The organism is Acinetobacter parvus DSM 16617 = CIP 108168, assembly GCF_000368025.1.
Taxonomy (GTDB): Bacteria; Pseudomonadota; Gammaproteobacteria; order Pseudomonadales; family Moraxellaceae; genus Acinetobacter; species Acinetobacter parvus.
This window is the reverse complement of the sequence record NZ_KB849212.1, coordinates 1,192,511-1,214,893: the sequence shown is the minus strand read 5'-3', so window position 1 is coordinate 1,214,893 and position 22,383 is coordinate 1,192,511. Positions and strand designations below refer to the sequence as shown.

The following is a 22,383-nucleotide window of genomic DNA, read 5'->3' as shown; positions in this document are numbered from 1 at the left end:
TAGATTCAAGTCTATGGGGTGGGGCTTTTTCGACGAAACGTCACCCCGATAGACGCCACAATAATACACAACAATGCAACCCACTGGAGCAGACTGATTTGCTCATGTAATATCACCAAGCCTGCGAGCGCAGCCAAAGCAGGTGACAAACTCGACAGGGTGCCATAACTCAATTTGCTGAGTTGTTTCAGTGCCATCAAATCCAGCGCATAGGGAATGGCGGTTGCCAATAGGGCAATGACCAGTGCCTTGCCCCAGTATTGGGTATCCAGCAAAGCGGGTGCATTATTCCACAAACCAAAAGGCAGTAAAGTGAGGGCGGATAGGCCAATGGCAATGGTCAGCGCATGCATGCCAATATTTTGCTGAACCACACGGTGCCCGAAATAGATGTACAGGGCCCAAAAGAAACCAGCCCCGAGTGCGCATGCCGCGCCGAGATAGGAAAAGTTTTGGGCATTGGCATCATGCCACGGCACCATCAGGGCAATGCCTAAAATCGCAAAAGCCACCCAGATATAATCGCTACGCTGTTTAATTGAAAGCAGGGCCAGACCCAAGGGTCCAATAAATTCCAGCCCCACAGCAATTCCCTGTGGCAATTTTCCTAAAGAACTGTAGAACAGGATGTTCATACAACCTAAAGACGCACTGTAAAGTAACAAGTCTCGCCATTTGAGCTGTTTAAGTCTGGATAAAATCCTCCATGAACGGAACATGATCGTAACCAGAACCGTGGCGAAACAGAGCCTTAAAATCGTGACGGTCAATGGATCAAGGGTTGCAATCAACTGTTTGGCAAATGAGGCACTGATCTGGTAGGCCACCATGGATAAAACCATGTACAGCACGGCAAGCAATTGGAGATTTTTCATAGGGCCTCTTTTTGCTGACGGGCATGCTGGGTGGTCACGGTGCAGCCAATGGATGCAATGATAATGGTCATCAAGGCCAGCCATTGATTCCACAGTAATGTTTCACCCAGAAAAATAAATCCAGACAAAGCTGCCACAGCAGGCTCCAGACTCATTAGGGTTCCAAAGCTAAGAGGTGTTAAATTGCGCAGCGCGATCATCTCTAATGAAAATGGTAGGGCACTGGCTAAAATTGCCAGTCCAATAAAATAATATAAATTTGGCAGTTCAAACACATGCCCGACTGCACCAGAGAAAGCCGCGAAAGGCAGCAAGCATAACATGCCAATACTCATCCCCAAACAAACGGTATGATTGCCAGAAATGCCAGAGGGCTTTTGCCCTGCAATGATATAAAATGCCCAGCATGCACCTGCACAGACCGCAAACAATACACCGATTAGGTCGAGACCCTGCTGGGCCTGTTGTAAGGGAAATAGCAATATCAAGCCTAGAATGGCACAGCCCACCCAGATAAAATCATAGCGCTGTCGTGCATGAAATAGTGCAACACTTAAAGGGCTGATAAACTCAAAGGCAACCGCTAAGCCCAAAGGTAAACGCTCTAGCGATAAATAAAACAAGGCATTCATCCCCGCGAGGGCCATGCCGTAGCTGAGGATTGCTTTCCAGCGTATATTGCTGAAATTGATCTTCCAGATTTTAAAGATGACAGCCAAAATCATTGCGCCCATAAAAAAGCCACAGCTTAAACTGTGGCCTTTCCTGAATTGTCCTGATTAGAACAATACACGTACGCGGATCGTACCTTCAACTTGGCTTAAGGTATCAAGTGCTTCCTGAGAAGCAGATGCATCTACATCCATCACGAGGTAACCAATGTCACCTTTGGTCATTAAAGACTGACCTGAGATGTTGATGCCTTGTTCAGCAAACAGGGTGTTGATTTTGGACAATACACCTGGAATATTTTTGTGAATGTGCAGTAAACGATGTTGGCCTTCAGTCAATGGCAATGCGATTTCTGGGAAGTTCACCGCAGATAGCGTCATACCCTTATCTGAGTAGGCAACGAATTTCTCAGCAACTTCCAGACCGATGTTCGCTTGTGCTTCCATGGTCGAACCACCTACGTGAGGGGTTAAAATCACATTGTCCAAGCCACGAAGTGGTGAAACAAATTCTTCGCCGTTTGCTTTAGGCTCTTTCGGGAACACGTCAACCGCCGCACCCGCAATGTGGCCTGATTTAATCGCATCAGCCAAATCTTCGATGATGACACAGGTGCCACGTGCCGCATTGATGAAGATCGAACCCTCTTTCATCTGTGCAAACTGTTCTTTCTTGAAGAAGTTACGTGTAGATGGCACATCTGGAACGTGTAGGGAAACCACATCAGCAGTTGCCAAAAGCTCATCTAAAGAACCCACTTGGCGTGCATTACCCAACGGTAACTTGGTCACGGCATCAAAATAGATGACTTTCATACCCAGACTTTCTGCCAATACAGAAAGTTGTGAACCAATTGAACCGTAACCAACGATACCTAAAGTCTTACCGCGTGTTTCAAACGAACCGACCGCAGACTTGTTCCAGCCACCTGCATGTGTATCTTTTGATTTTTCAGGTACACGGCGCAGTAATAAAATGGCTTCAGCAAGAACCAGTTCCGCTACTGAACGCGTGTTTGAATACGGTGCGTTGAACACAGGAATACCACGCGACATTGCCGCTTTTAAGTCAACCTGATTGGTCCCAATACAGAAACAACCCACCGCAATCAATTTATTTGCTGCTTCAAAGATTTCTTCAGTCAATTGAGTACGCGAACGAATACCAATAAAGTGAGCGTCCTTGACCGCTTCTTTCAAAGCTTCGCCTTCAAGTGCAGTTTTGTGGTAGTCGATGTTGGTATAACCCGCTGCATTTAAGGTATCGATGGCATTTTGATGCACACCTTCCAATAAAAGAAAACGGATTTTGTCTTTAGGTAGAGAAAGATGTTGGCTCATTACGGCTCCGCTACAAAGGCCAAAATTTAGGTGCCGTATCATAGCATAGAGCGTGCAGTTATAGATATTTGCTTTAAAATTACCACAGCAGAATTGCTGATAATTTTTCAGCTTTACAGGAATTTTATGGCTGATACACATTTTGTTGTGATGGTATCGTGATCCTGAGCTTTATCCCTTGCCTGCTTCAATGTAAAATGCAGTAATTGATGGTCAAACCTCAACAAGACAGGGGTTGTGCCGTCCTGTGGCGTTTCTATATTCTGGATGTTGCTGTAATCTTGTGAATGTTTTTAAAAACATGAGGTTGCTACCCAGAAATCCGATATTTATTTCTTGCTAGGCCCGTAAACGATGAATGCTTCAGTTGATTTAACACCTGAGTTATTGACCCAAATAACGGCAATTGTGGGTGAAAACCGTATTAAAACCGATGCCGATAGTCTGCAAAACTGGGGGCGGGACCATACTAAACATTTTGACCCGAACCCATCAGTCATCGTTTTCCCGTCAAGCACGGAGCAGGTTCAGGCGATTGTGAAACTTGCCAACCAGTTCAATGTAGCAATTACACCATCAGGTGGCCGTACAGGACTTTCAGCAGGTGCGGTGGCAACCAATGGCGAGATCGTGATCAGCTTTGACAAGATGAATCAAATCTTGGAATTTTTGCCAGCAGATCGTATGGTTCGCGTTCAAGCGGGTGTTGTGACTGAACAATTGCAAAACTATGCCGAACAACAAGGCATGTATTACCCAGTTGATTTTGCATCTACAGGTTCTAGTCAAATTGGTGGAAATATTGGAACTAATGCAGGCGGTATTAAAGTCATCAAATACGGTATGACACGTAACTGGGTGCTTGGTTTAACGGTTGTGACGGGTAAAGGCGATATTTTACGTTTAAACAAAGGCATGATTAAAAATGCGACGGGTTATGCGTTGCAGCATTTGTTTATCGGTGGTGAAGGCACATTAGGTTTGGTGACTGAGGCTGAGATTAAACTTGAGCGTAAGCCACAAAACTTACAAGTCATGGTATTGGGTACGCCTGACTTTGAAGCGGTAATGCCTGTATTACATGCTTTCCAAAAAGAAATCGACTTAACTGCATTCGAGTTTTTTGGTGAAGTGGCAATGCAAAAAGTCTTGGATCGTGGTCATGTACAGCGTCCATTTGAAACAACTTGCCCATTCTATGTATTACTCGAATTTGAAGCGCCGTATGAGCCGATTATGGACAAAGCAATGCAGATTTTTGAGCATTGTATGGAACAAGGTTGGGTGATTGATGGAGTAATGAGCCAAAGCTTAGAACAAGCTCAAAGCTTATGGCGTTTACGTGAAGATATTTCGGAATCGATTGCGCCGTATATTCCTTATAAGAATGATATTTCAGTGTTGATTACGCATGTCCCTGCCTTTATCAAAGAGATTGATGCGATCGTTGCGGATAATTATCCAGACTTTGAAATCTGCTGGTTTGGTCATATTGGTGACGGTAACCTGCACTTAAATATTTTAAAACCTGAAAATCTGACCAAAGATGAATTCTTTGCCAAGTGTCAGGTGGTGAATAAATATGTATTTGAGACCGTGAAAAAATATGATGGTTCTATTTCTGCCGAACATGGTGTCGGAATGACCAAGAAACCATATTTAGAATATTCACGTTCACCTGAAGAAATTGAATATATGAAAGCATTGAAATTGGCATTTGACCCGAATGGGATTATGAATCCTGGGAAATTATTTGATCTCTAATGCTTGATTAGATAAAAGAATTTCTGCTAAAAGCGTATCGAAAGATGCGCTTTTTTGTTATACCTAGAACTTAATAAGTAACCGAACTTTAATATTACAACGACTTTTAATGAAAATATCTCATATAGTCAAATCATTATAGAACTAATACAACTCAATCGATGAATTATTTCGATTTTTTTTCGAATCCTGTATGGATAATAAAGTAGTTTGACTATATTTTCTATTTTAAATATTCTTGCTATTAAGAATAGCCATGCTTTAACTGAAAGTCAGGAAAAAGTACAAGCTCATTATTATCAGTAGAGGGGTAATACCCCCATTTTTAATTGAATTAATGGGTAGAAAATCTAAAGCCCGTGTTATTGTTTAAAAATAGGTGGACAACCATTTACTGACATATGAGGTCGTTCATGATTATAAAAGTACTGCCAGTTAGTTGTATAGTCCTGCACCTCGCTCAGATCTCGAAATAAATATTGATTTAGACATTCATAACGTACTTTACGATTAAATCGCTCAACATATGCATTTTGCTGTGGATGGCCTGGTTGGGTAAATACATGCTCAATACCATGCTGATCACACCACTTTTCCACCAGCCTGGCATTTGGTAAATCACCACATCCGCCCATAAATATTTTTTAATTTCGGCCTGAATGTCATATTCGCTGTCGGTACGGGTGACCTGTACGGTATGGCCCAGCGTTGTTAAATGGCTTTCAGAAAACTGGGTGAGGGTGTCATTCAATTCGCCATTGGAATGTTCAAATTGTTTGGCACCGTTAATAATTAGAATATTGCTCATGGGATACTCAAAAATAGATTGCTAAAACTTGAATGCATTTTAGGGAATCTATTCATGAGTGAAAATGCGTAAATTAGCAAAATACTATTGATCAAAAATCAATAATTAGCTGCTGTGCTTTCTTGCCTTATACACTTTACGAATCATCCAAATGGCAAATATGAGCAGATAAAATGCCCAGAATTGAATCAGCCAGAGTAGGGTTTCTTTAAAATAAGCTAAACCGACTTTGAATGATTCTGCAATTCGTGTCATTAATGGATCACTGTCCAATGTAGCGATGCGATGGATATTTAAATCATGGCGTTTACGGACTTTCGGCTGTTGATAGAACTCAAGCCGAATGGTGCTATAAGCCAGGCGGTCTTTGACTTCCAAATCGGTCAATTGTTGCAGTTGGTTGTTGACCGCACTGGATGGGCTGTTACTTTGGTTTGCGGTATTGAGCTTTTCTTCGAGTCGCTTTAATTCATAGCGTTTTGCTTCATAGCTTTGGCTGTTAAAGTTCAGCATAAGCGGCAGAAGATTATTCAGAAAAGTTGTGACTTGGTCATTGGGGAGGCGTACGGTGAGCTGTACGGTTGGCGTGATCTTTTCATAAATGTCGACACTGCCATCAATACGGTTACGCTGGGAACTGTCACTGACCTGATAATTGACCTGTTTTTCTTCGATGTAGCCATTGTATTGCAATAACTGTTGTTCCAGGGTTGATGTGGTTTTTAACACATCTTGCACTTCAAATTGCAGTTGAGCACTTTTGACCAGTTGACGGCTTTGCTCTAGGGCGCTTTGCTGGGTACTGACCAGTTGTTCTGGGTTTTTGGCGGCGTTGGTGTGAATTGCTTTGCTATCTAAGGCTGCGCTTTCTGTGGCAACCGCGGCATCGCTTGCCGCACTTTCTTCTTTTTTGGAGCAGCCAGCCAAAGTGCTGCCCACGAGTAAAATAATCGTTAAATTTCTGACTAAATCTGCCATATCATGACGCCCAATCTATTGTGATATTGATGTTATAAAATCAGTCTTTTTAATACTTTATGTCATTATCAATTATCTGATCATGACAACAAATCTTTTGCAAGCCATAACATTTTATTGCTTGGCAAATAAGTTTTGCATAGTAGCATAAATGAATCGGGCAAATTGGAATGATACAAAATGCATAAAATCTGGTTGATGCTGGGATGCAGCCTGTTGCTGGCAGCATGTAACCCACCTATTGCACAGTCGCAGCAACAGGCGGCGGTGCAAAAAAGTACCGCAATGCATGTGGTTTTATTAGATCAGCCAAACCTGTTTCATGATGAAACCAACTTGAAAATAGACCAGCAGTTTAACAGTGCAGAGAATCCAACCGATGCACAGGTGACGGTTGAACAGGTCCAGCAGGATGATTCAGTGATTGCGGTACGAACTCAATACCAGTTGAAACGTGATCAGGAGGTCTGGAAGATCGTGAACAAGAAACAAAGTTATCAATGTGCCAGGGGAGACAATGCCGATAAATTCCAGTTTGCGCTTTGTCCATGATTGATCTGTGAGCTGTGGTGTAGCCTAAAAGATAGACAAAACTGTGGATAACTTTTCGGTTATTCACATATCTAAACAATCATTCGGATTGTACAAATTGCGGTCATTTTGAAAAAATGCTAAAGTTGCGTCTGGAAATTTGGCCAAAAGGTAAAAAATTTTACCAGCCTCACGTAAATAAATCATTTTTCTTATATACGCCCTGTGAATACGCTGTTTTCACATTTATCACATGCTTTCTCACAGCATGACATCAAAATTTAAATTTCAACCATAAAGTCTTGTGGTGATGATTCCATTTCCGTTTATGGGAAATGGAACGAACCCGAGTTGGTTATTTTTGTGAATAGAACATGACAACAAATCATCAGAACATGACGTTAAACCGTATAATCGCGGGCAACATTATCCTGATCAAGGTCATTGACCGCTTTCCCTTGGGTAAAACCATCTTGATGGGTTTGCTAATTATGCTGCTAGGAACACTGTTTCTGGTGGTTGATTGGCATCTGGTTTACCCAGCCACGGGCGGTACTGAAACAGATTATGCTGGAACGTCAAGCTGAGGGGATTCATTAATAAAAAGCTGGGAGATGATCCCAGCCATTAAACTCCTGTTTAAAATATCAACACAACTGTGGATATCTTTTAGAATACCCACAGTATTTAAATATCCTTACTTAATCACACCACAGGCAACCCGATCTCCGCCACCACCCAAAGGCTTAGGTGAATCTGAATAGTTATCGCCACCTGCGTGAATCATGATTGCCCGCCCCTGAATATCGGCAAGTTTCAGGCGTGGCGCAAGCACAGGCGTTGTTGCAAAACCCTTGTCATTCACGGTTAGGGCAGGTAGGTCACCTAGATGTCCATCCAGTGGTGTACCGTGATGGGCAACTTTCTCTGGATTGAGATGTCCACCCGCAGCGAGGGCGGCTCCCATTTTACCGTCTTTCTTAACAGCTTCGCATGAGGCATTTTCATGGATATGGAAACCATGCTCACCTGGGGAAAGCTTTCCAAGTGCAGGGGTGATGAGCAGGCCTTTCGGTGTTTGCTGGAAAGACACGGTGCCAATGGAGGCACCCACACCATTGGCATCCACTTGATGAACCGTGATCAGCTGTTTTTGGTCTGATGATGTAGGCTGTGTCTGGATTTTATCTGCGTTGTTATCCAGATTAACCGATGAACAGGCGGCGATACTTAGGCCGAGGCAACCCAGGAGGGAAAACTTTTGAATTATTGAAGTCATTGCGAGGCATCCTTAATTGATTATCTTTATCAATTAAATTCAAGCAAAGTTTGGGGGAACTCGCAAGCTTCTTTAATTATTTGATAACAAAAAGGTTAAATCAACTTACTTGGTTTCAGATGGAGTCTCAAGTGTGGCAACGGGTTCTTCCACATTCTCATGCAGCCATTCACGCCAAATCGCCAACAGGATTGCCAGAATGACTGGACCGATAAACAGGCCAACCAGACCAAAGCTTGCGATTCCACCCAGTACACCGAACATGATCAACAGGAATGGAATCTGGGTTGCGCCTGAAATCACTAGTGGGCGAATCACGTTGTCAGAACTGCTGACGATCAGCAAACCCCATACAATCACACCAATCGCTTCAACAGTCTGTCCCTGCGCAAATAGCCACAGTCCCACACCCAGATATGAAACAGGGGTGCCAAATGGAATCAGGGCTAAAATAAAGGTGACCATCGTCAGCAGCATTGGGTTCGGTATACCCGCAACAAAATAACTGAGACCTGCCAAAAGGGCCTGTGCAACCGCAGTAAGGCCTACGCCATATACCACTGCACGGGTTGTTTCTGAAATGGTGTCAAGATAGTGGTGTACGCGTGGGCCAATCACCATTTCCATGGCACGGCTGACCTGTGCCAGAATCATCTGCCCATCCCGATAGAAGAAGAATAGGGTCATGATGGCAAACGTCAATTTGACCAGGTTGCGGCTAATCTCACTGAGAACAAAACGCCCATAACTCAAATGACCCTGAATCCATTCCGCAATATTCTTGGTAATGCTGTTTGGGTCATTACTCAGTTCGTTCACGGTACGGCTAATATCCTTGCCCACCACAGGCAAGTTTTTAATGAAGTCAGGAATCTGGATATGTCCTGAAAACAGTTGTCTCTGTAAATTAAAATAGAGGTTACGCCCTTCCAGTTGCAGCATGAAGATGGCGCAAATAAACGGAACCCCAATCACCAGAATGACCAGACTGATCATGATGGTGGCATTGAGGGTGGGGCGATTTTCCCCAAAGAAACGGCGCTGTACCCATAAATACACAGGCCAGGTCATGTAGGCAATAATTGCTGCCCAAAGTACAGGCACAATAAAATATTTGAGAATACTGAATCCCAAATAGATTAAGACAAAGAACAGTCCAAACAATAAAACACGTTGTAATGTGGGAGCGTATTGTTGCACAAGCGTCCGTCTCTAAAGATAAAAGTTGGATAAAATCATATTAACTGAAAAATGGGTCCAGTAAAATTTTCATTCGGTAATTTCACGTTTAAATATCTGGATGAAATGAGGAGGATAAAGTTGATGGTATGTTTCAGCCAGACGATTATTTTCAATGGAGTGGTCCATGATCGGCAATATGTATATCTCTGCATTTACCAAAGTTTTAAGGCTGCAATACAGCAACTTACCATAGCAACATTTACTATCGATTTTAATACAGGAGTTGGTAAAGACTTACAAAGCGTATTGTTATATTGAATTCATCATACATGCATAAAGTGAATTTAAGGAGCAGTTCGATGACACATTCAAATAATCAGGACAATACCTCTCCAAAAACAGGTCAGGACCATCATTCACAACAGAATAGCAGCAATGGTACACAAGCCGAAAGTGCAGTGGCTGCTCTTTTGAACGGTGATAAGCTCAGTTATCAGCAAGTGGAAGGTCTGACGGACAGTGATCAATTACAGCAGGCTATAGAAAAGCAAGATATTTCTAAAAATCCTGAAAATGCAGTACAGCAGCAAGGTGCGGAACGTGAACAGGCAATCCAGTCAGATGATGGCAGTCACGGTAACGAGACCATCCGTAAAGCTATGGAAAACCTGGATCGTGATGAAATGAGGCATAACCTGAAAGATAAGGGTGATGACACAGATCAACCTAGTCCAAATCCCGCACCTTTTATTGAACCTAAATAAAGATAGGTTTTAGTCGGTGCAGTTGTATAAATGGTTCATACCTTGTTCCATCCTGGCGTGATGGAACAAGGTGGTTTAAAACCATTGACTTGGATCATCCACCAACTGATTTAAAACAGGCTGCCACTGACTCTGGATAGTGACAAAGTTCTTCTGTGGCTTATCAAAAATACTGAGTCCCTGCATCGCCAATGTTCCATAGGCACTCCGTTCGGAAATCCATGCCACAGGCTGCTGCTCAATCTTGCTGAAGAACTCCTGAATATCCTTGGAGCTGGCGCTGTTTGGCTTGACCCGATTGGCAATCAGCAGAATCTGAACTTTGCCCTTACGAATCCGTTTAATGTCTTGTAAATGCTTAAGGAAGCGACGGGTACTGTCAATGTCGAAAAACGACGGCTGTAATGGCGTGACAATCGCATGTGCTTCACTAACCAGTTGTTCCGCATGTTCCCCTGAAAGGGCACCAGGCGCATCAATAATCAGGTAGTCCAGATTCTTGGGTGCCTCACCAATCGATTTCTCATGTCGCCAATCCAGACTCTGAATTTCGGTCACCGTTTTAGGACGCTGCTTGAGCCATTGTAAGGCGGATTTCTGGTTATCCGCATCGGCTAGCGCAACTTTATAGCCTTTTTGTGATAATGCGGCAGCAAGGGTAATCGCCGTCATGGTCTTGCCACAACCGCCTTTCTGATTTGCAATTAATATGGTTTTCATGAAATTTGCGTTTTAACGAGCCTCTTATATTCCATTCTACCTTAGCATCTTTTTCAGCGTGGTAGGTTACAATTTAGGCTCAGAACAGAGGGAAATTTTATGTCGGTTTGGTTGGCAATGCTGATAGGCGGATGTATTGGTGTGGTGATCACCACCATTATATTATCCAGCACACGCAATGGACGTATTCAGGCGGAATATGAACAATATATTGCTGAACTTGAATTGGCACATAAACAGGCACTGGTTGACGCGCAGAAGCGCAGTGTCAACACCAGCCGCGCGGTATTAAAGGGTAAAATGGCCGAGCAGTTTGCCCCCATTTTGCCTGAGTTCCAGTATCTTCCCAGTGATGCCAAGTTTCTGGGTGACCCCGTGGATTATGTGGTGTTTGATGGCTATACCGACTTCCGTGATGGCGATGGTGATGCCGAAGACATTGAAGTGATCCTGCTGGATATTAAAAGTGGCAGTGCCCGCCTGAGCAAGGGACAGCAGGCCATTGCCCAAGCGATACGTGAGGGACGGGTGCGCTTTGAAACCCTGCGTATTGATTTTAATGATTAATCCGTAATCTCAAAATTGAGTTTTTGTACCCGTGCCATCAGCATCTTTTGTGCAATGCTTGGAATGCCCTCGGCATCAAAATATTGCTTTTCAATAAACTTGAATTTTGCTTGTTGCAGGCTGCGTTCAATGTCCCGATTCAGGTGGCAGCCATCGCCAATACATTTCTGAATTGGGGTCAGCAAGGTCTGTAAAGACTGCATCTTGACCGAGTTGGGATGCTTGACGTGCTCAACCAGATGCAAAGTTCCTGTTGGTTTCAGCACCCGATAAATTTCTGCCAGTGCCTGATCCAGTCGGGCAATACTGCATAGTGTCCATGTGCAAACGATATGATCCAGAGACTGGTCGGCAAAAGGTAGTTTCTCTGCATGGGACTGCACATGCCTGACATGGAAGGGTGCATGTTGAACCCGTTCAATCGCCAGATGGTAAATGTCTGGATTCGGTTCAAGCGCGTACAGTACATCGACATTGCCATAAAATGGAATGTTTAAACCTGTTCCAAAACCAATCTCAAGCACTTCGCCCTCAATCGGCAGCAGCAGTTCACGGCGTTTATCCATCAGGCTGGCGGTTTGCATGACCTGATTGAGCAGGTGCGGGAAAACCCGACGTTGATAAAATTGATAAATCATAGAGTTCCATTCATTGATTTAAAAAAAGGGAGTGGAGTCGTCACAAAAATATGACAGAGTGCGTTTGACTGTTACCAAAAAAAGCACTTTCTTGCATGCTCTAAGCATACTATGAACAGAAGTGATTTTCTAAGTTTTAAGCGTTATTTTTGAGGATGCTCAGCATGAACAAAAGCCTATGGATCAGTTTATGCATGGTGGCTGCAATTGGACAGGCACATGCATCTACCCGTGGTGCGGAATATAATATTGCCAATGGTTTATCGCCTATTTTAAAAGACCAGTCCATCTCTGTGTTGCAGCCTTTTTATGGTAATTTTCGTATCCTCGGTTCAAAGCTTTATCAGGATGATGAACAGGCAAAATTCTCGCCAATTGACTATGCGGTGAGTTGGGGTTTGTTTGCCAAGCCCGAGATCGCACGTAAAATCTCAGTAAATCAATATGACCGCTATTTGAATTGGAAAATAGATAAGCTACCTGTTCCTGCAAATCAAGCCATGCAGATGGTGTCGAATATGCATATTATTCCCGCCACTCCCAAGATTGCCCAGCAGATTAAACAGGTAAAGCGCGGTGATTTGGTGCAGCTCAAAGGTGAGCTGGTTGAGGTGCGGGACAAGGAGCTGGTGTGGAAGTCGTCATTGACCCCCACAGATACAGGGGATGGCGCCTGCGAACTATTCCGCGTGAACTCTATCCAGTGGATTGAGAAGCAGAAGATTTAAATTGGATCTTTCTTAAGATGTAGAGGGGCTAAATGCTCCTCTACATCTTTATAGTTTTTATTCGGTTTGCATTTTTGAGTCAGCAGTTTGAGTGCTTTTCCAGTGATGCAACTGACTTTGTGCATGCAGGTACTGGTTTAACTGATCCACCTGTTTGCCTGTGTCGGGTGTGGCTGAACCAGATAAAGTGCTTTGTTCCAGAGCTTTGGCCTGATTCTGCCAGTAATCCGACAACAAACCCTGAATATAGCGACCTTGCTCGGTTTTTAATTCCAGCTCTTTTAGCATCGTCAATGCAGAGTGGATATTATCTTTCTGGCGCTGCTGTTCAAATTCTGGTGTCAGCGTATTGGCCTCTTTCATTTTCGCCAACTCGATTTCCATACTGTCACTCATTGCGGTAAAACGCTGGTCATAATCTTCCAGAATGGCAATGTCATGTCCATCATCAGGCGTGGCAGGGAATTGCTTGATGGGTGTCTGGTTCAGTTCGCCAATTGAATTGTTGACTGAACTGCCTTGCTTTTCATTATTTGGGGCAGGTGGTTGGTCCTTGTTACAGGCACTGAGCAGTAGGGCGGTGCTGAGTACACAGCTTATTGCAAATATTGTTTTGATGTTTGGCATGGTCAACTCGATCTATAATGAATTTGATGTTTTCTGAAAATGATACGCAAAAGTAGTGTAAGGAAAATCTATCTGATCTTGTGTGCTTAGGCCTGTAAAATCAAATACAATTTGTTCAAACCTTGCTTTAAGTCTTTGTTGATGCTGTGCTGACATTGCCGCAATAAAACTGGTGGACAGCAGGCGTTTGCTGACCACTTGTTCGACTGTTCCCCGATGCAGCAACTGAAATGTATCTAACCCAATAAACCTAAATAATTCCTGATTTTCAAACACCTGTTTCCATTTTTCACTATGGTAACGTGGGGTGTCCGCCTCAAATGGGGCAATTTCATCCGCCAATGCCCTGACCCAATCTACCTGAATATCGCGTTGATTCCAGACCAGTCCTAGATGTCCTGATGGTTTTAATACACGATGCATTTCAGTCAGTGTTTCAATGTTTGAGAACCAATGGAAAGACTGGGCACAAACCATGGCATCAACCGATTCATTTTGCAAAGGCAGTTGGTCACTGAAAGCCTGTACACATTCAACTGTTGGATGGGCCTGTTGAAGCTGTTGAAGCATTTCTGCCACGGGCTCCACCGCGATCACTTTTGCCTGAGTTTGAATGAGGTAAGGTAAGAATTTGCCAGTCCCAGAACCGAGGTCAATAACAGTGGAACTTTCACCTATCTGGAGGCGATCTTGTAGCCAAATCGCTATTTCTTGCGGGTAACTGGGACGGACCTGCTGATACAGTTCAGCACCTGAACCGAAGCCTTTTGCCGCAGATGGATGTAGGGATTGTGTCATTTTTTGCGCTTTTTAATCTGTCTTATCTCTATAAAATAAGATACTCCGCAATAATGAATTGGCAAAGTCCTCATTTGATGCGTTTTTGATACCCGCCTAGGATCAACTTTTTAGTGTGAGCATGGATAAGCAAATAGTATTTGAAGATGAACATATTCGCGTTATTTTTTTAACAGGTTCAAGTGACACTTTGGTGATTTCTTTTGGTGATCTGATTAGCCGTGCCAAAGGCATGTCGATTAATGCTGAAAAATCATTATTCAAATATCAATACAATGTGATTGGCATTATGCCAAAACAGAAATCTTGGTTTCCTAAAAGCAGCATGCTTGAGATGCAGCGACAGATTCAGCCGATTTTAGAACAGTTTGAGCAGATTGTTGGTTACGGTGGATCAATGGGGGGCTATGCCGCGATTAAATATTCTAATTTATTGAATATGCATAAAATCGTTGCTTTTGTACCACAATATTCGATAGACCCTGATGTGGTTCATGATCGTCGTTATGCCGAATTTTTTGATGCCGCATTGCATCAGGATATGCAGATTCAGACGGATGAAGTGGATTCATCTCGTGAATACATCATTGTCTATGATCCATACTATGCAGAAGATAAAGAACATTTCTTAAAAATACAGCCCTTATTACCACATATGCATGTGATTCACTTGCCTTTTACAGGGCATGAAGCACTCTCGGTTTTGGCAAGTTCGCAATTACTCAATGATTTTGTTGAGCAGCCTTTTGACATCACCTATTTCTATAAACGGGTGAGGGAAGTCAAAAAGCAAAGCAAGTTCTACTATCGCTATGTATTAGATGCATTATTGACCAAACATCATCAGGCTTTATTGCGAATCTTGCAAAATAACGATTTTGAATTAGATGAGCGTTATTTTGATGTTGTTCTTAAGCAAAAATTGGTTCAACAGTTATTTAATCTACAACAGGGTACTGAGCAAAATTTACGGAAGTTAGGTATTCATCCGCATTTTATCCAACAGATGGACAGCTCAGTGCCAACCATTCGCACGATTCAAAATACATTGTTGGTTTTTAATTTAGTCAGTTTAAAGCTAGAGGCTTATAATGCTGAAGCAATTCAGGCGAATCAACAATATCTATTGCCATTGAAAGCCAGTGCGAATGCCGTTGTTGAACTTGAGTTAAATGCAGAATCTTATGTTTTGACGATGAATGATCGTGGGATTCATAAGTTAGTGAAAGTCGGTGAAGCTTTGGCTTTGGATCAGTCTTTATTGATTTTTAAACGTTATCCTGAATTTTATCAACTCAGTTATAAAAACTTAACCTTGAGTTGTGATGATCATGGGCAGGGACATTTTATTGAAAATCATGTGGATGAGCAAACTCACCTACATCTTGCTGAATCGTAAGTAAAAAAGCCCTCTACAATCGCAGAGAGCTTTTTAGATTGAATTGAAAAGACTAGTTTGCACCCACTTTGGCATTGGTACCGACATTGGCATTCACGCCCAAGACTTTCACGCCAACATTTGCACCTGCCTGAGCCTGTTTCTTATCTGCATTCAAGCCTGTTTGTGCTTGAATGGATGAGTTTCCAACATTAACCCCTGCTTGGGTATTCAGGCCAATCGATTTTTGCTCAGCCTGATGTTGCTGATGACGTTTTTTTGCTTCCGCTCTTTTTTCAGCAGCAAACTCCTTACCATCAGCAGCTTTCTCTACCGCATAATCCTTACCATTTTTAACCACTTTCGCGGTTTTATCCACCACCTGTGAACCCACATTACTTGCTGTAGCCACCGTTTTGTGGGTTGCTTGCACACCTGTGTTTACAGCGGCATGACCGACATGATGAGCTGCGTGACCTACGCCTTGGGCGGTATTTTTGACTGCACCTGCAACGCCGCTAATCAAGCCACCAGACTGTACATTGACCTGAGCTGAGCCATTGGCATTTACCCCGACGTTTTGTGCAAAAATAGAGGCAGAAGCGAGAATACTTGTTGTCAAGATAGCTGTTTTGATCATTTTCTTCATTGCGATTTCCTTAAGCGATGTACCGTTTGGGGTACTTCATCAACGCAACTGCATCATAGCCAGTAAAAAAGCCGAAATGTATGGATTTCAGCAAAACTTTACAACCAGATTACAGCTTAAAAACACTCTGGAGAGAAATTGTGGAGATGCCAAACTTAGCCACACTGTTCTAAAGCAGTTTGGTTAAAGTGGCTTTTTAACTTCTCAAAGTTCTGTTTTACCTCAGGTTTCTGAATATCAAACACTGTGGTTTTTCGCGTTTTCTGATCTAATACAGGTTTTTCAGTGGTTGCATTGAATAAACGATTCGGCACATATTGAAAGGTTTCAGAAAAAGCCCGATTCAACTGATTGCCTTTAAATTCCCATGATTCCGTGCTCTGACCACCATCAAAATAACCTGTAAACTGGATCATGCAATGATCCTTATATTTATTTAAGGATGCGGCATTGGTCTTGGTATCGGGTAGGGCATCAATGTTCTGAACCTGTTGCAGTTGTTGCAAAGGTGGCTTGGTTTGGGTGGATAATGTAGAACATGCAGTGAAACCAATACTACTGATGAAAGAAAGCAAAATGGTTTTAAAAGGCGTAATAGTCATTGTTTCATTCATTCCTGTAAATCGTGTTAAATCGTATTAATTTGATGAGGGTTGGCTGAGTTCAGCACGTTCAATGGGCACATTGCCATCATTTGTACCCACTACAGCATCTTTGGTGTCTTGCCATTTTTTAGCAGTATATTGTTTGGCTTTTTCAGTCTGTTCCTGAACAATGACGGATTGTTCAGCAGTGTATTCCTTGGTACTTTTCCACTTTTCGCTCATTTTCTGAGAGGTGTTTTCAGATGCACCCTGAATTGAGTCGCCAAGATTTTGTAGGCCTTTGCCTGTTTTATACAGCAATACACGACCGAGGCTAGGGTTATCACCATAAGGGAGTGTTTTTTCAGCCGTTGCAGTGTTTGTATTTGCTGTAGTTATATTTGTTTCGGCTGCCCAGAGAGAAGACGATGCGATCAGTGCAGTCACTAAACACAGTGAAGGTACTTTTTTCATCATCTTTTATCCTTTAAGCGATACGTAATCGAGTTTTTATATCTTATTAGGATGATGGTAAAAGTGAATATGTGATTATTGTTTAACGTATGTAGAATAATTTGTAGTTTAAGCAGCATTATCTTAAGAAATGCTTTTTATATTATTTTCAAATAACTTTTGAAAATTAATTACAGGAAGAATCGCTGGATCTAAATTTGACACTAGCAATACATTGCTTATAAATGCTCTAACATACGGATAGGCAATTGCAGGTGCATTAATATGTAAAAACTTTTCTGTTTTTACTAGTTCTTCATTTAAGATTGTATCTGTTTGGAAAATAGCTTCATAATCGCAATCAAGTTGGAATTTATTTTCAGCATTCAATGAAATTGAAAATTGAATGATAGCATCCATGTTACTTTCACTATTAACTATACCTACTCTTAATGACAACTCGAAGTCATTAGAGTTTTCTTTTACAAAGTCATCGATAATGGTATTTAAAGTTAATTTTCTAGTATGAAAAGTTTTAAGAGATATTTGCATTGTTAGGCTGCAACTTTATAAGTATCAGGTGTTGGCGAAATAGGATTTGATGCTGTAAAAACAGCATCAAACCTTTGTTGATCGTTAAAATTAATTGTTTGTATTTGATATATTTCTTCAATCTTAGAAGAAATGATGTTTTCCCAATCAGAAGAAGAAATAATTTCATTAAACGCTATTGAAGTATAGTGAGTGCCATTAACTATTGCAGTATCATCAATGTGTGCAAAACTTACGTCACAATTATCTGATTTGGTATGCTTTTTTAAAAAATTAGCATATTCCTCATGATTCATTGAGTGAAGTCTTGCTATAGCACGCTCAAGTCTGCTAGTAGTCATTATGTTTCCCCTTGACTTACAAGACACTTATATCTTGTAGATTAATTATACCATCTTTTTTAACACACAAGACAGTACTGTTCGGAACGTTAGATTTTAATTCTATATTTCGTTCATATGCATTGCTGGCAATTTTACATATATATAAATGATTTAATACGGCATGTAAATCTAAAAGATCGGCAATCATGTCCCAAATTCTCTTGTTGTCTTCAGAGAATATTCGGTCAGAGGGGAATTCGGAATTATGCTTTTGTAATAGTTCGCTTCTTAACGAATTAAACTCTTCTATTCCATTGTAATCTGTTACGTCTAACAGATGTTCATCATCAATATGTAAATTAACCTTTAAAATACTAATTTCATGCTCACGGAATCCTTTTTTATACTTGCACCAATTTCTTGCATGTTCAATTGGACACCCAATGCCCTCTGTAAAAAAATAAACACCACTTCCAAGCCAATCATTTGTAGCCTCACTTTTTTTAAAATTTTCCTTTAGAATTCTATCTTTTGCTGAATTCTTAGTCCCATGAAAAACGCTTTCTTGCATGTCACTTACTTATAATAAATAAAAAGCTATTTGTTAATGTATTGTAATCTGAACAAATTCTAAAGAGTAGAGAAAATAATATTATTTGAAATATTAAAAGCACCCTGTTCTTTAAACAGGGTGCTTTACATCTAACCCTGCAATACACTTACATCTGCAATCGCTGTGAATAAATCACGCAACTGAGCCAATAAACGTAAACGGTTGGCTTTTAACTCTGCATCATCTGCCATGACCATTACACCTTCAAAGAAGGCATCGATTGGCGCACGAAGTGCAGCAAGCTTAGACAACGCTTCTGTATAGTTACGTGCAGCAAGTAAAGGCTGAACCACTGGTGTCAATGCTTGAAGTTCTGCATAAAGCGCTTTTTCAGCCGCTTCAACCAGATTCGCTTCAACCACAGCCCCTTCAGGCGTTGCTTCTTTTGCAAGAATATTGGCAACACGTTTGTTTGCCGCAGCCAATGCAGCCGCTTCTGGTAAAGTACGGAAATGATTGACCGCAGTCACACGCTTATCAAAATCAAGAGGAGATTTTGGTGCAAGTGCTTGAACCGCTTGAATCACATCAACCGCAACGCCTTGGTCTTCATACTTAGCACGGTAACGACCTTCTAAGAAATCAATGACATCTTGGACTGTCTGGATTGTAGAGTTATCAGAAGTCATTTGTGTCATCACCGTTTGACCTGATACACGACTAATATCATCAATTACTAACTTATATGCAGTAGCTAAGATATCTTTAAGGTTGAAATCCAATTCATTTTCAATGATCAAACGTAAGATACCGATTGCAGAACGGCGTAAAGCAAATGGATCTTTAGAACCTGATGGAACTTGTCCAATTGTGAAAATACCAACAAGCGTATCTAAACGATCTGCAAGCGCAATCGTTGTACCCGTCTTGGTTTGCGGTAATACATCACCAGCAAACTTAGGTAAATACTGCTCACCTAAAGCTTCAGCAACTTCATGATTCTCACCTTCAAGGCGAGCATAGTACGTGCCTGCAATCCCTTGAAGTTCTGGGAATTCACCCACAAGTTCAGAGGTCAAATCACATTTAGCCAGTAATGCTGCTTTTTCAGCATCGGCTGCATTTGCACCCGTAATTGGAGATAGTGCAATTGCTAATTTCGCAATACGTTCTGATTTGTTCCAAAGCGTACCCAGCTGTGCTTGGAATACCATATTTGCGAGTTTTTCTTTACGAGATGCAAGCGGTTGCTTTTGATCTTGTAGGAAGAAGAATTCTGCATCGGACAAACGAGGGCGTACAACTTTCTCATTGCCTTCAATAATTTGAATCGGATCTTTTGACTCAATATTTGAAATAGTAATGAAGTAAGGCTGTAATTTACCTTCGGCATTGATCAAACAGAAATACTTTTGATTGTCCTGCATGGTGGTAATCAAGGCTTCTTGAGGAACAGCTAAATAACGCTCTTCAAAAGTCGCACGTAATGCAACAGGCCATTCAACCAAGCTGGTGACTTCATCAAGTAAGTCCGTTGGAACAATCGCAGTTGCATTGACTTCATCAGCTAACTTTTTCACTTGTTCTTGAATGGTTGCTTGACGTTTTTCGAAGTTCGCAACCACATAAGCTTGTTCTAAAGTCGCCAAATAGTCATTTGCATGCGCCAAAGTCACTGCTTCAGGTGCATGGAAACGGTGACCATAAGTCACATTACCTGCTTTATGATCTTGAATAGTTACTTCAACCACTTGATCATCTTTCAACAATACGACCCATTTTACTGGACGTACGAATTCAGTACGGCTTGCCGCTGAACGCATACGTTTTGCGATTGGCAAGTTATCCAATGCAGTTTGTAAAATTTGTGGCAGTAAAGCATCAAGGCTTTGACCTTTCACATCTTTCAAGAAGCAAACTTTTTCAACTTTACCAGCTTGGAACGTCGAAAGTTGATCAACCGTGATGCCTTGACCACGCATAAAGCCTTCAAGTGCTTTAGTTGGTTTGCCTTCTGCATCATAAGCGGCTTGAACAGCAGGGCCGTCAAAGCGTTTTTGTGTGTCTGCTTGAGCAGCATCAATATCAACAATTTTGAGTGCTAAACGACGTGGTGCAGCATAGGCTTCGATCGCAGCAAAATTTAAGCCTGCATCTTTTAAGCCTTTTTCCGTTTCAGCTTTTAAAGCATCACGTAAAGTTTTTAAGCTTTTGGGTGGAAGTTCTTCACAGCCAAGTTCGAATAAAACAGTATGCTTTGTCATTATTTATTCTCCTTCGCTTTTTCAGCTTGGGCTGCTTCTGCTTCAACTTGTGCTTTTAACTGCGCTAATACTTCATCACGTAAATGTGGTTCTGCCATTGGGAAACCGAGTTTCGCACGCGCAGCCACATAACTTTGAGCGATTGAACGCGCTAAGGTACGAACACGTAAAATATAACGTTGACGCTCAGTTACAGAAATCGCACCACGCGCATCTAATAAGTTAAAGCTATGCGATGCTTTAATCACTTGCTCATAAGCAGGAAGTGGAAGTTCAGCTTCCATTAAACGAGCTGCTTCAGCTTCATAGAAATCGAATAATTCAAATAATTTATCGACTGGCGCATATTCGAAGTTATAGGTCGATTGTTCTACTTCATTTTGATGGAATACATCACCATAAGTCACAGTACCGAACTGACCTTTGGTCCAAACAAGATCGTAAACTGAGTCTACACCTTGAAGGTACATCGCAAGACGTTCTAAACCGTATGTGATTTCACCAGTAACAGGGTAGCATTCAACACCACCAACTTGCTGGAAGTAAGTGAACTGAGTCACTTCCATACCATTTAACCAAACTTCCCAACCTAAGCCCCAAGCGCCAAGTGTTGGAGATTCCCAGTTATCTTCGACGAAACGGATGTCGTGTGTCAGCGTATCAATGCCGATTGCTTTTAATGAATCAAGATAAAGCTGTTGGATATTGTCTGGGTTTGGTTTAAGTACTACTTGGAACTGATAATAGTGTTGTAAGCGGTTTGGGTTCTCACCATAACGACCATCTTTAGGACGGCGTGAAGGTTGAACATAAGCCGCGTTCCAGGTTTCTGGACCTAATGCGCGTAAGAAAGTTGCAGTGTGGAATGTCCCTGCACCCATTTCCATATCATATGGTTGTAATACGACGCAGCCTTGCTCCGCCCAATAGTTTTGTAGGGCAAGAATTAAGCCCTGAAATGTATCAATATGCGATATAGCACGACTCATGGTGCATCCACTGGAATCAAACAAAAATTGTGGTTAAGTATAAGGATTTTCGGGTGCAGTGCAAAGGATTCAAGCGTTTCAGCGACAAGTTCTGATAATAAATTACTCTGTACACGACAAATTTCACAGAACCCTTATCCTATCAGGATTCTGCTTTCTTAAAATTGCCAAAATTTCCTTAAACTCTTCTTTTTTCCCAAAACCAATTAAATGCTGAATCGCCATTTGAACATAGTCTAAACCATAGCGAAATAAACTCATTGAGAGTCGTCCATGCTTCTTTATTTTTATCGCTTTTTTTTGATTATGTTGCCATTCACCCGTTAAGTAACACCAACAGAAGCTTATAGCTAACACCGCAATCAAT

At 41.8% G+C, this 22,383-nt stretch carries 23 protein-coding genes and 5 pseudogenes; 7 read left to right on the top strand and 21 right to left on the bottom strand.

Going from position 1 to position 22,383, the window contains the following annotated elements; translation table 11 throughout:
* Nucleotides 1–11: 11 nt before the first annotated feature.
* The 3 genes and pseudogenes from F988_RS12470 to serA form a co-directional block, all read right to left on the bottom strand.
* The gene (locus tag F988_RS12470) at nucleotides 12–875 is read right to left on the bottom strand and encodes an EamA family transporter (protein ID WP_004683366.1); all 864 of its coding nucleotides are present in this window, start codon (nucleotides 873–875) and stop codon (nucleotides 12–14) included.
* Nucleotides 872–1,609 (bottom strand): annotated as a pseudogene (locus tag F988_RS12465) (EamA family transporter); the annotation flags it as partial. The gene F988_RS12470 and the pseudogene F988_RS12465, both read right to left, overlap by 4 nt.
* A gap of 45 nt (nucleotides 1,610–1,654) precedes the next feature.
* The gene (serA, locus tag F988_RS12460; protein WP_004683364.1) at nucleotides 1,655–2,887 is read right to left on the bottom strand and encodes a phosphoglycerate dehydrogenase; all 1,233 of its coding nucleotides are present in this window, start codon (nucleotides 2,885–2,887) and stop codon (nucleotides 1,655–1,657) included.
* A gap of 354 nt (nucleotides 2,888–3,241) precedes the next feature.
* Between serA and F988_RS12455 the strand changes: the two genes are divergently transcribed.
* Complete coding sequence (locus F988_RS12455; protein WP_004683362.1) at nucleotides 3,242–4,651, top strand: FAD-binding oxidoreductase; 1,410 nt, start codon at nucleotides 3,242–3,244, stop codon at nucleotides 4,649–4,651.
* Nucleotides 4,652–5,013: 362 nt separating this feature from the next.
* Here the strand turns inward: F988_RS12455 and F988_RS14835 are convergent.
* The 3 genes and pseudogenes from F988_RS14835 to F988_RS12445 form a co-directional block, all read right to left on the bottom strand.
* Nucleotides 5,014–5,259, bottom strand: a pseudogene (locus F988_RS14835) (integrase core domain-containing protein); the annotation flags it as partial.
* Nucleotides 5,247–5,459 (bottom strand): annotated as a pseudogene (locus tag F988_RS12450) (NAD(P)H-dependent oxidoreductase); the annotation flags it as partial. The pseudogenes F988_RS12450 and F988_RS14835, both read right to left, overlap by 13 nt.
* A 105-nt stretch (nucleotides 5,460–5,564) precedes the next feature.
* Nucleotides 5,565–6,437, bottom strand: coding sequence for a DUF4349 domain-containing protein (locus F988_RS12445; RefSeq protein WP_004683359.1), 873 nt, complete (start codon nucleotides 6,435–6,437; stop codon nucleotides 5,565–5,567).
* Nucleotides 6,438–6,617: 180 nt separating this feature from the next.
* Between F988_RS12445 and F988_RS12440 the strand changes: the two genes are divergently transcribed.
* A complete protein-coding gene (locus tag F988_RS12440; RefSeq protein ID WP_004683358.1) occupies nucleotides 6,618–6,989 on the top strand; it encodes a hypothetical protein in 372 nt (123 codons plus the stop codon).
* 389 nt (nucleotides 6,990–7,378) lie between these two features.
* Nucleotides 7,379–7,489: pseudogene (locus tag F988_RS15730) on the top strand (multidrug transporter); the annotation flags it as partial.
* Between the two features lie 176 nt (nucleotides 7,490–7,665).
* On the opposite strand, the gene sodC reads toward F988_RS15730, so the two are convergent.
* Complete coding sequence (sodC, locus tag F988_RS12430; protein WP_004683354.1) at nucleotides 7,666–8,247, bottom strand: superoxide dismutase family protein; 582 nt, start codon at nucleotides 8,245–8,247, stop codon at nucleotides 7,666–7,668.
* A gap of 105 nt (nucleotides 8,248–8,352) precedes the next feature.
* On the bottom strand, nucleotides 8,353–9,447 hold the full coding sequence (locus F988_RS12425) for an AI-2E family transporter (RefSeq protein ID WP_004683352.1): 1,095 nt from the start codon (nucleotides 9,445–9,447) through the stop codon (nucleotides 8,353–8,355).
* A 341-nt stretch (nucleotides 9,448–9,788) separates the two neighbouring features.
* Here F988_RS12425 and F988_RS12415 point away from each other — a divergent pair, with 341 nt between their 5' ends.
* A complete protein-coding gene (locus tag F988_RS12415) occupies nucleotides 9,789–10,193 on the top strand; it encodes a hypothetical protein (RefSeq protein WP_004683350.1) in 405 nt (134 codons plus the stop codon).
* A 75-nt stretch (nucleotides 10,194–10,268) separates the two neighbouring features.
* Here the strand turns inward: F988_RS12415 and F988_RS12410 are convergent, their stop codons facing one another.
* The gene (locus tag F988_RS12410) at nucleotides 10,269–10,913 is read right to left on the bottom strand and encodes a ParA family protein (protein WP_004683349.1); all 645 of its coding nucleotides are present in this window, start codon (nucleotides 10,911–10,913) and stop codon (nucleotides 10,269–10,271) included.
* Nucleotides 10,914–11,012: 99 nt separating this feature from the next.
* On the opposite strand from F988_RS12410, the gene F988_RS12405 reads away from it, so the two are divergent.
* A complete protein-coding gene (locus tag F988_RS12405) occupies nucleotides 11,013–11,480 on the top strand; it encodes a Holliday junction resolvase-like protein (RefSeq protein ID WP_004678687.1) in 468 nt (155 codons plus the stop codon).
* Here the strand turns inward: F988_RS12405 and F988_RS12400 are convergent.
* Nucleotides 11,477–12,118, bottom strand: a complete 642-nt coding sequence (locus F988_RS12400; protein ID WP_004683347.1) for a class I SAM-dependent methyltransferase — start codon at nucleotides 12,116–12,118, stop codon at nucleotides 11,477–11,479. The genes F988_RS12405 and F988_RS12400 overlap by 4 nt on opposite strands.
* Before the next feature lie 194 nt (nucleotides 12,119–12,312).
* Here F988_RS12400 and F988_RS12395 point away from each other — a divergent pair, with 194 nt between their 5' ends.
* On the top strand, nucleotides 12,313–12,846 hold the full coding sequence (locus F988_RS12395; RefSeq protein ID WP_378251352.1) for a hypothetical protein: 534 nt from the start codon (nucleotides 12,313–12,315) through the stop codon (nucleotides 12,844–12,846).
* Nucleotides 12,847–12,903: 57 nt separating this feature from the next.
* Here the strand turns inward: F988_RS12395 and F988_RS12390 are convergent, their stop codons facing one another.
* Both F988_RS12390 and F988_RS12385 read right to left on the bottom strand, forming a co-directional pair.
* The gene (locus F988_RS12390; RefSeq protein ID WP_004683343.1) at nucleotides 12,904–13,473 is read right to left on the bottom strand and encodes a hypothetical protein; all 570 of its coding nucleotides are present in this window, start codon (nucleotides 13,471–13,473) and stop codon (nucleotides 12,904–12,906) included.
* 12 nt (nucleotides 13,474–13,485) lie between these two features.
* The gene (locus tag F988_RS12385) at nucleotides 13,486–14,271 is read right to left on the bottom strand and encodes a class I SAM-dependent methyltransferase (RefSeq protein ID WP_004683341.1); all 786 of its coding nucleotides are present in this window, start codon (nucleotides 14,269–14,271) and stop codon (nucleotides 13,486–13,488) included.
* Nucleotides 14,272–14,392: 121 nt separating this feature from the next.
* Between F988_RS12385 and F988_RS12380 the strand changes: the two genes are divergently transcribed.
* On the top strand, nucleotides 14,393–15,670 hold the full coding sequence (locus tag F988_RS12380; protein ID WP_004683339.1) for a hypothetical protein: 1,278 nt from the start codon (nucleotides 14,393–14,395) through the stop codon (nucleotides 15,668–15,670).
* Between the two features lie 52 nt (nucleotides 15,671–15,722).
* Here the strand turns inward: F988_RS12380 and F988_RS12375 are convergent, their stop codons facing one another.
* The 9 genes and pseudogenes from F988_RS12375 to F988_RS12335 form a co-directional block, all read right to left on the bottom strand.
* Entirely contained in the window at nucleotides 15,723–16,298 is a 576-nt protein-coding gene (locus tag F988_RS12375) for a hypothetical protein (RefSeq protein WP_004683338.1), read from the bottom strand.
* A 155-nt stretch (nucleotides 16,299–16,453) separates the two neighbouring features.
* Nucleotides 16,454–16,900: a hypothetical protein gene (locus F988_RS12370; RefSeq protein ID WP_004683337.1), complete on the bottom strand. Its 447-nt coding sequence runs from the start codon at nucleotides 16,898–16,900 to the stop codon at nucleotides 16,454–16,456.
* Between the two features lie 36 nt (nucleotides 16,901–16,936).
* Complete coding sequence (locus tag F988_RS12365; protein ID WP_004683335.1) at nucleotides 16,937–17,356, bottom strand: hypothetical protein; 420 nt, start codon at nucleotides 17,354–17,356, stop codon at nucleotides 16,937–16,939.
* A gap of 123 nt (nucleotides 17,357–17,479) precedes the next feature.
* Nucleotides 17,480–17,887 carry a protein-export chaperone SecB gene (locus F988_RS12360; RefSeq protein WP_004683333.1) on the bottom strand — a complete coding sequence of 136 codons (408 nt, stop codon included), beginning with the start codon at nucleotides 17,885–17,887 and terminating at the stop codon, nucleotides 17,480–17,482.
* A 2-nt stretch (nucleotides 17,888–17,889) separates the two neighbouring features.
* Nucleotides 17,890–18,228 (bottom strand): hypothetical protein, encoded by a 339-nt coding sequence (locus tag F988_RS12355; RefSeq protein WP_004683332.1) that lies wholly within the window; start codon nucleotides 18,226–18,228, stop codon nucleotides 17,890–17,892.
* Between the two features lie 16 nt (nucleotides 18,229–18,244).
* The gene (locus tag F988_RS12350) at nucleotides 18,245–18,781 is read right to left on the bottom strand and encodes a hypothetical protein (RefSeq protein ID WP_004683331.1); all 537 of its coding nucleotides are present in this window, start codon (nucleotides 18,779–18,781) and stop codon (nucleotides 18,245–18,247) included.
* Nucleotides 18,782–18,912: 131 nt separating this feature from the next.
* Entirely contained in the window at nucleotides 18,913–21,027 is a 2,115-nt protein-coding gene (gene glyS / locus F988_RS12345; RefSeq protein WP_004683329.1) for a glycine--tRNA ligase subunit beta, read from the bottom strand.
* The gene (gene glyQ / locus F988_RS12340; RefSeq protein WP_004641159.1) at nucleotides 21,027–22,016 is read right to left on the bottom strand and encodes a glycine--tRNA ligase subunit alpha; all 990 of its coding nucleotides are present in this window, start codon (nucleotides 22,014–22,016) and stop codon (nucleotides 21,027–21,029) included. Before glyQ ends, glyS begins: the two co-directional genes overlap by 1 nt.
* A gap of 123 nt (nucleotides 22,017–22,139) precedes the next feature.
* Nucleotides 22,140–22,383 (bottom strand): annotated as a pseudogene (locus F988_RS12335) (IS4-like element ISAba33 family transposase); the annotation flags it as partial.

What these genes read in the sequence shown, in the direction of transcription:
- F988_RS12455 (WP_004683362.1), top strand. Translation starts at nt 3,242, where the DNA reads ATGAATGCTTCAGTTGATTTAACACCTGAGTTATTGACCCAAATAACG.
- F988_RS12390 (WP_004683343.1), bottom strand. Translation starts at nt 13,473, where the DNA reads ATGCCAAACATCAAAACAATATTTGCAATAAGCTGTGTACTCAGCACC.
- F988_RS12350 (WP_004683331.1), bottom strand. Translation starts at nt 18,781, where the DNA reads ATGCAAGAAAGCGTTTTTCATGGGACTAAGAATTCAGCAAAAGATAGA.
- serA (WP_004683364.1), bottom strand. Translation starts at nt 2,887, where the DNA reads ATGAGCCAACATCTTTCTCTACCTAAAGACAAAATCCGTTTTCTTTTA.
- glyQ (WP_004641159.1), bottom strand. Translation starts at nt 22,016, where the DNA reads ATGAGTCGTGCTATATCGCATATTGATACATTTCAGGGCTTAATTCTT.
- F988_RS12445 (WP_004683359.1), bottom strand. Translation starts at nt 6,437, where the DNA reads ATGGCAGATTTAGTCAGAAATTTAACGATTATTTTACTCGTGGGCAGC.
- F988_RS12355 (WP_004683332.1), bottom strand. Translation starts at nt 18,228, where the DNA reads ATGACTACTAGCAGACTTGAGCGTGCTATAGCAAGACTTCACTCAATG.
- F988_RS12400 (WP_004683347.1), bottom strand. Translation starts at nt 12,118, where the DNA reads ATGATTTATCAATTTTATCAACGTCGGGTTTTCCCGCACCTGCTCAAT.
- F988_RS12360 (WP_004683333.1), bottom strand. Translation starts at nt 17,887, where the DNA reads ATGCAAATATCTCTTAAAACTTTTCATACTAGAAAATTAACTTTAAAT.
- F988_RS12380 (WP_004683339.1), top strand. Translation starts at nt 14,393, where the DNA reads ATGGATAAGCAAATAGTATTTGAAGATGAACATATTCGCGTTATTTTT.
- F988_RS12395 (WP_378251352.1), top strand. Translation starts at nt 12,313, where the DNA reads ATGGTGGCTGCAATTGGACAGGCACATGCATCTACCCGTGGTGCGGAA.
- F988_RS12410 (WP_004683349.1), bottom strand. Translation starts at nt 10,913, where the DNA reads ATGAAAACCATATTAATTGCAAATCAGAAAGGCGGTTGTGGCAAGACC.
- F988_RS12415 (WP_004683350.1), top strand. Translation starts at nt 9,789, where the DNA reads ATGACACATTCAAATAATCAGGACAATACCTCTCCAAAAACAGGTCAG.
- F988_RS12405 (WP_004678687.1), top strand. Translation starts at nt 11,013, where the DNA reads ATGTCGGTTTGGTTGGCAATGCTGATAGGCGGATGTATTGGTGTGGTG.
- F988_RS12375 (WP_004683338.1), bottom strand. Translation starts at nt 16,298, where the DNA reads ATGAAGAAAATGATCAAAACAGCTATCTTGACAACAAGTATTCTCGCT.
- F988_RS12370 (WP_004683337.1), bottom strand. Translation starts at nt 16,900, where the DNA reads ATGACTATTACGCCTTTTAAAACCATTTTGCTTTCTTTCATCAGTAGT.
- sodC (WP_004683354.1), bottom strand. Translation starts at nt 8,247, where the DNA reads ATGACTTCAATAATTCAAAAGTTTTCCCTCCTGGGTTGCCTCGGCCTA.
- F988_RS12365 (WP_004683335.1), bottom strand. Translation starts at nt 17,356, where the DNA reads ATGAAAAAAGTACCTTCACTGTGTTTAGTGACTGCACTGATCGCATCG.
- F988_RS12440 (WP_004683358.1), top strand. Translation starts at nt 6,618, where the DNA reads ATGCATAAAATCTGGTTGATGCTGGGATGCAGCCTGTTGCTGGCAGCA.
- glyS (WP_004683329.1), bottom strand. Translation starts at nt 21,027, where the DNA reads ATGACAAAGCATACTGTTTTATTCGAACTTGGCTGTGAAGAACTTCCA.
- F988_RS12470 (WP_004683366.1), bottom strand. Translation starts at nt 875, where the DNA reads ATGAAAAATCTCCAATTGCTTGCCGTGCTGTACATGGTTTTATCCATG.
- F988_RS12385 (WP_004683341.1), bottom strand. Translation starts at nt 14,271, where the DNA reads ATGACACAATCCCTACATCCATCTGCGGCAAAAGGCTTCGGTTCAGGT.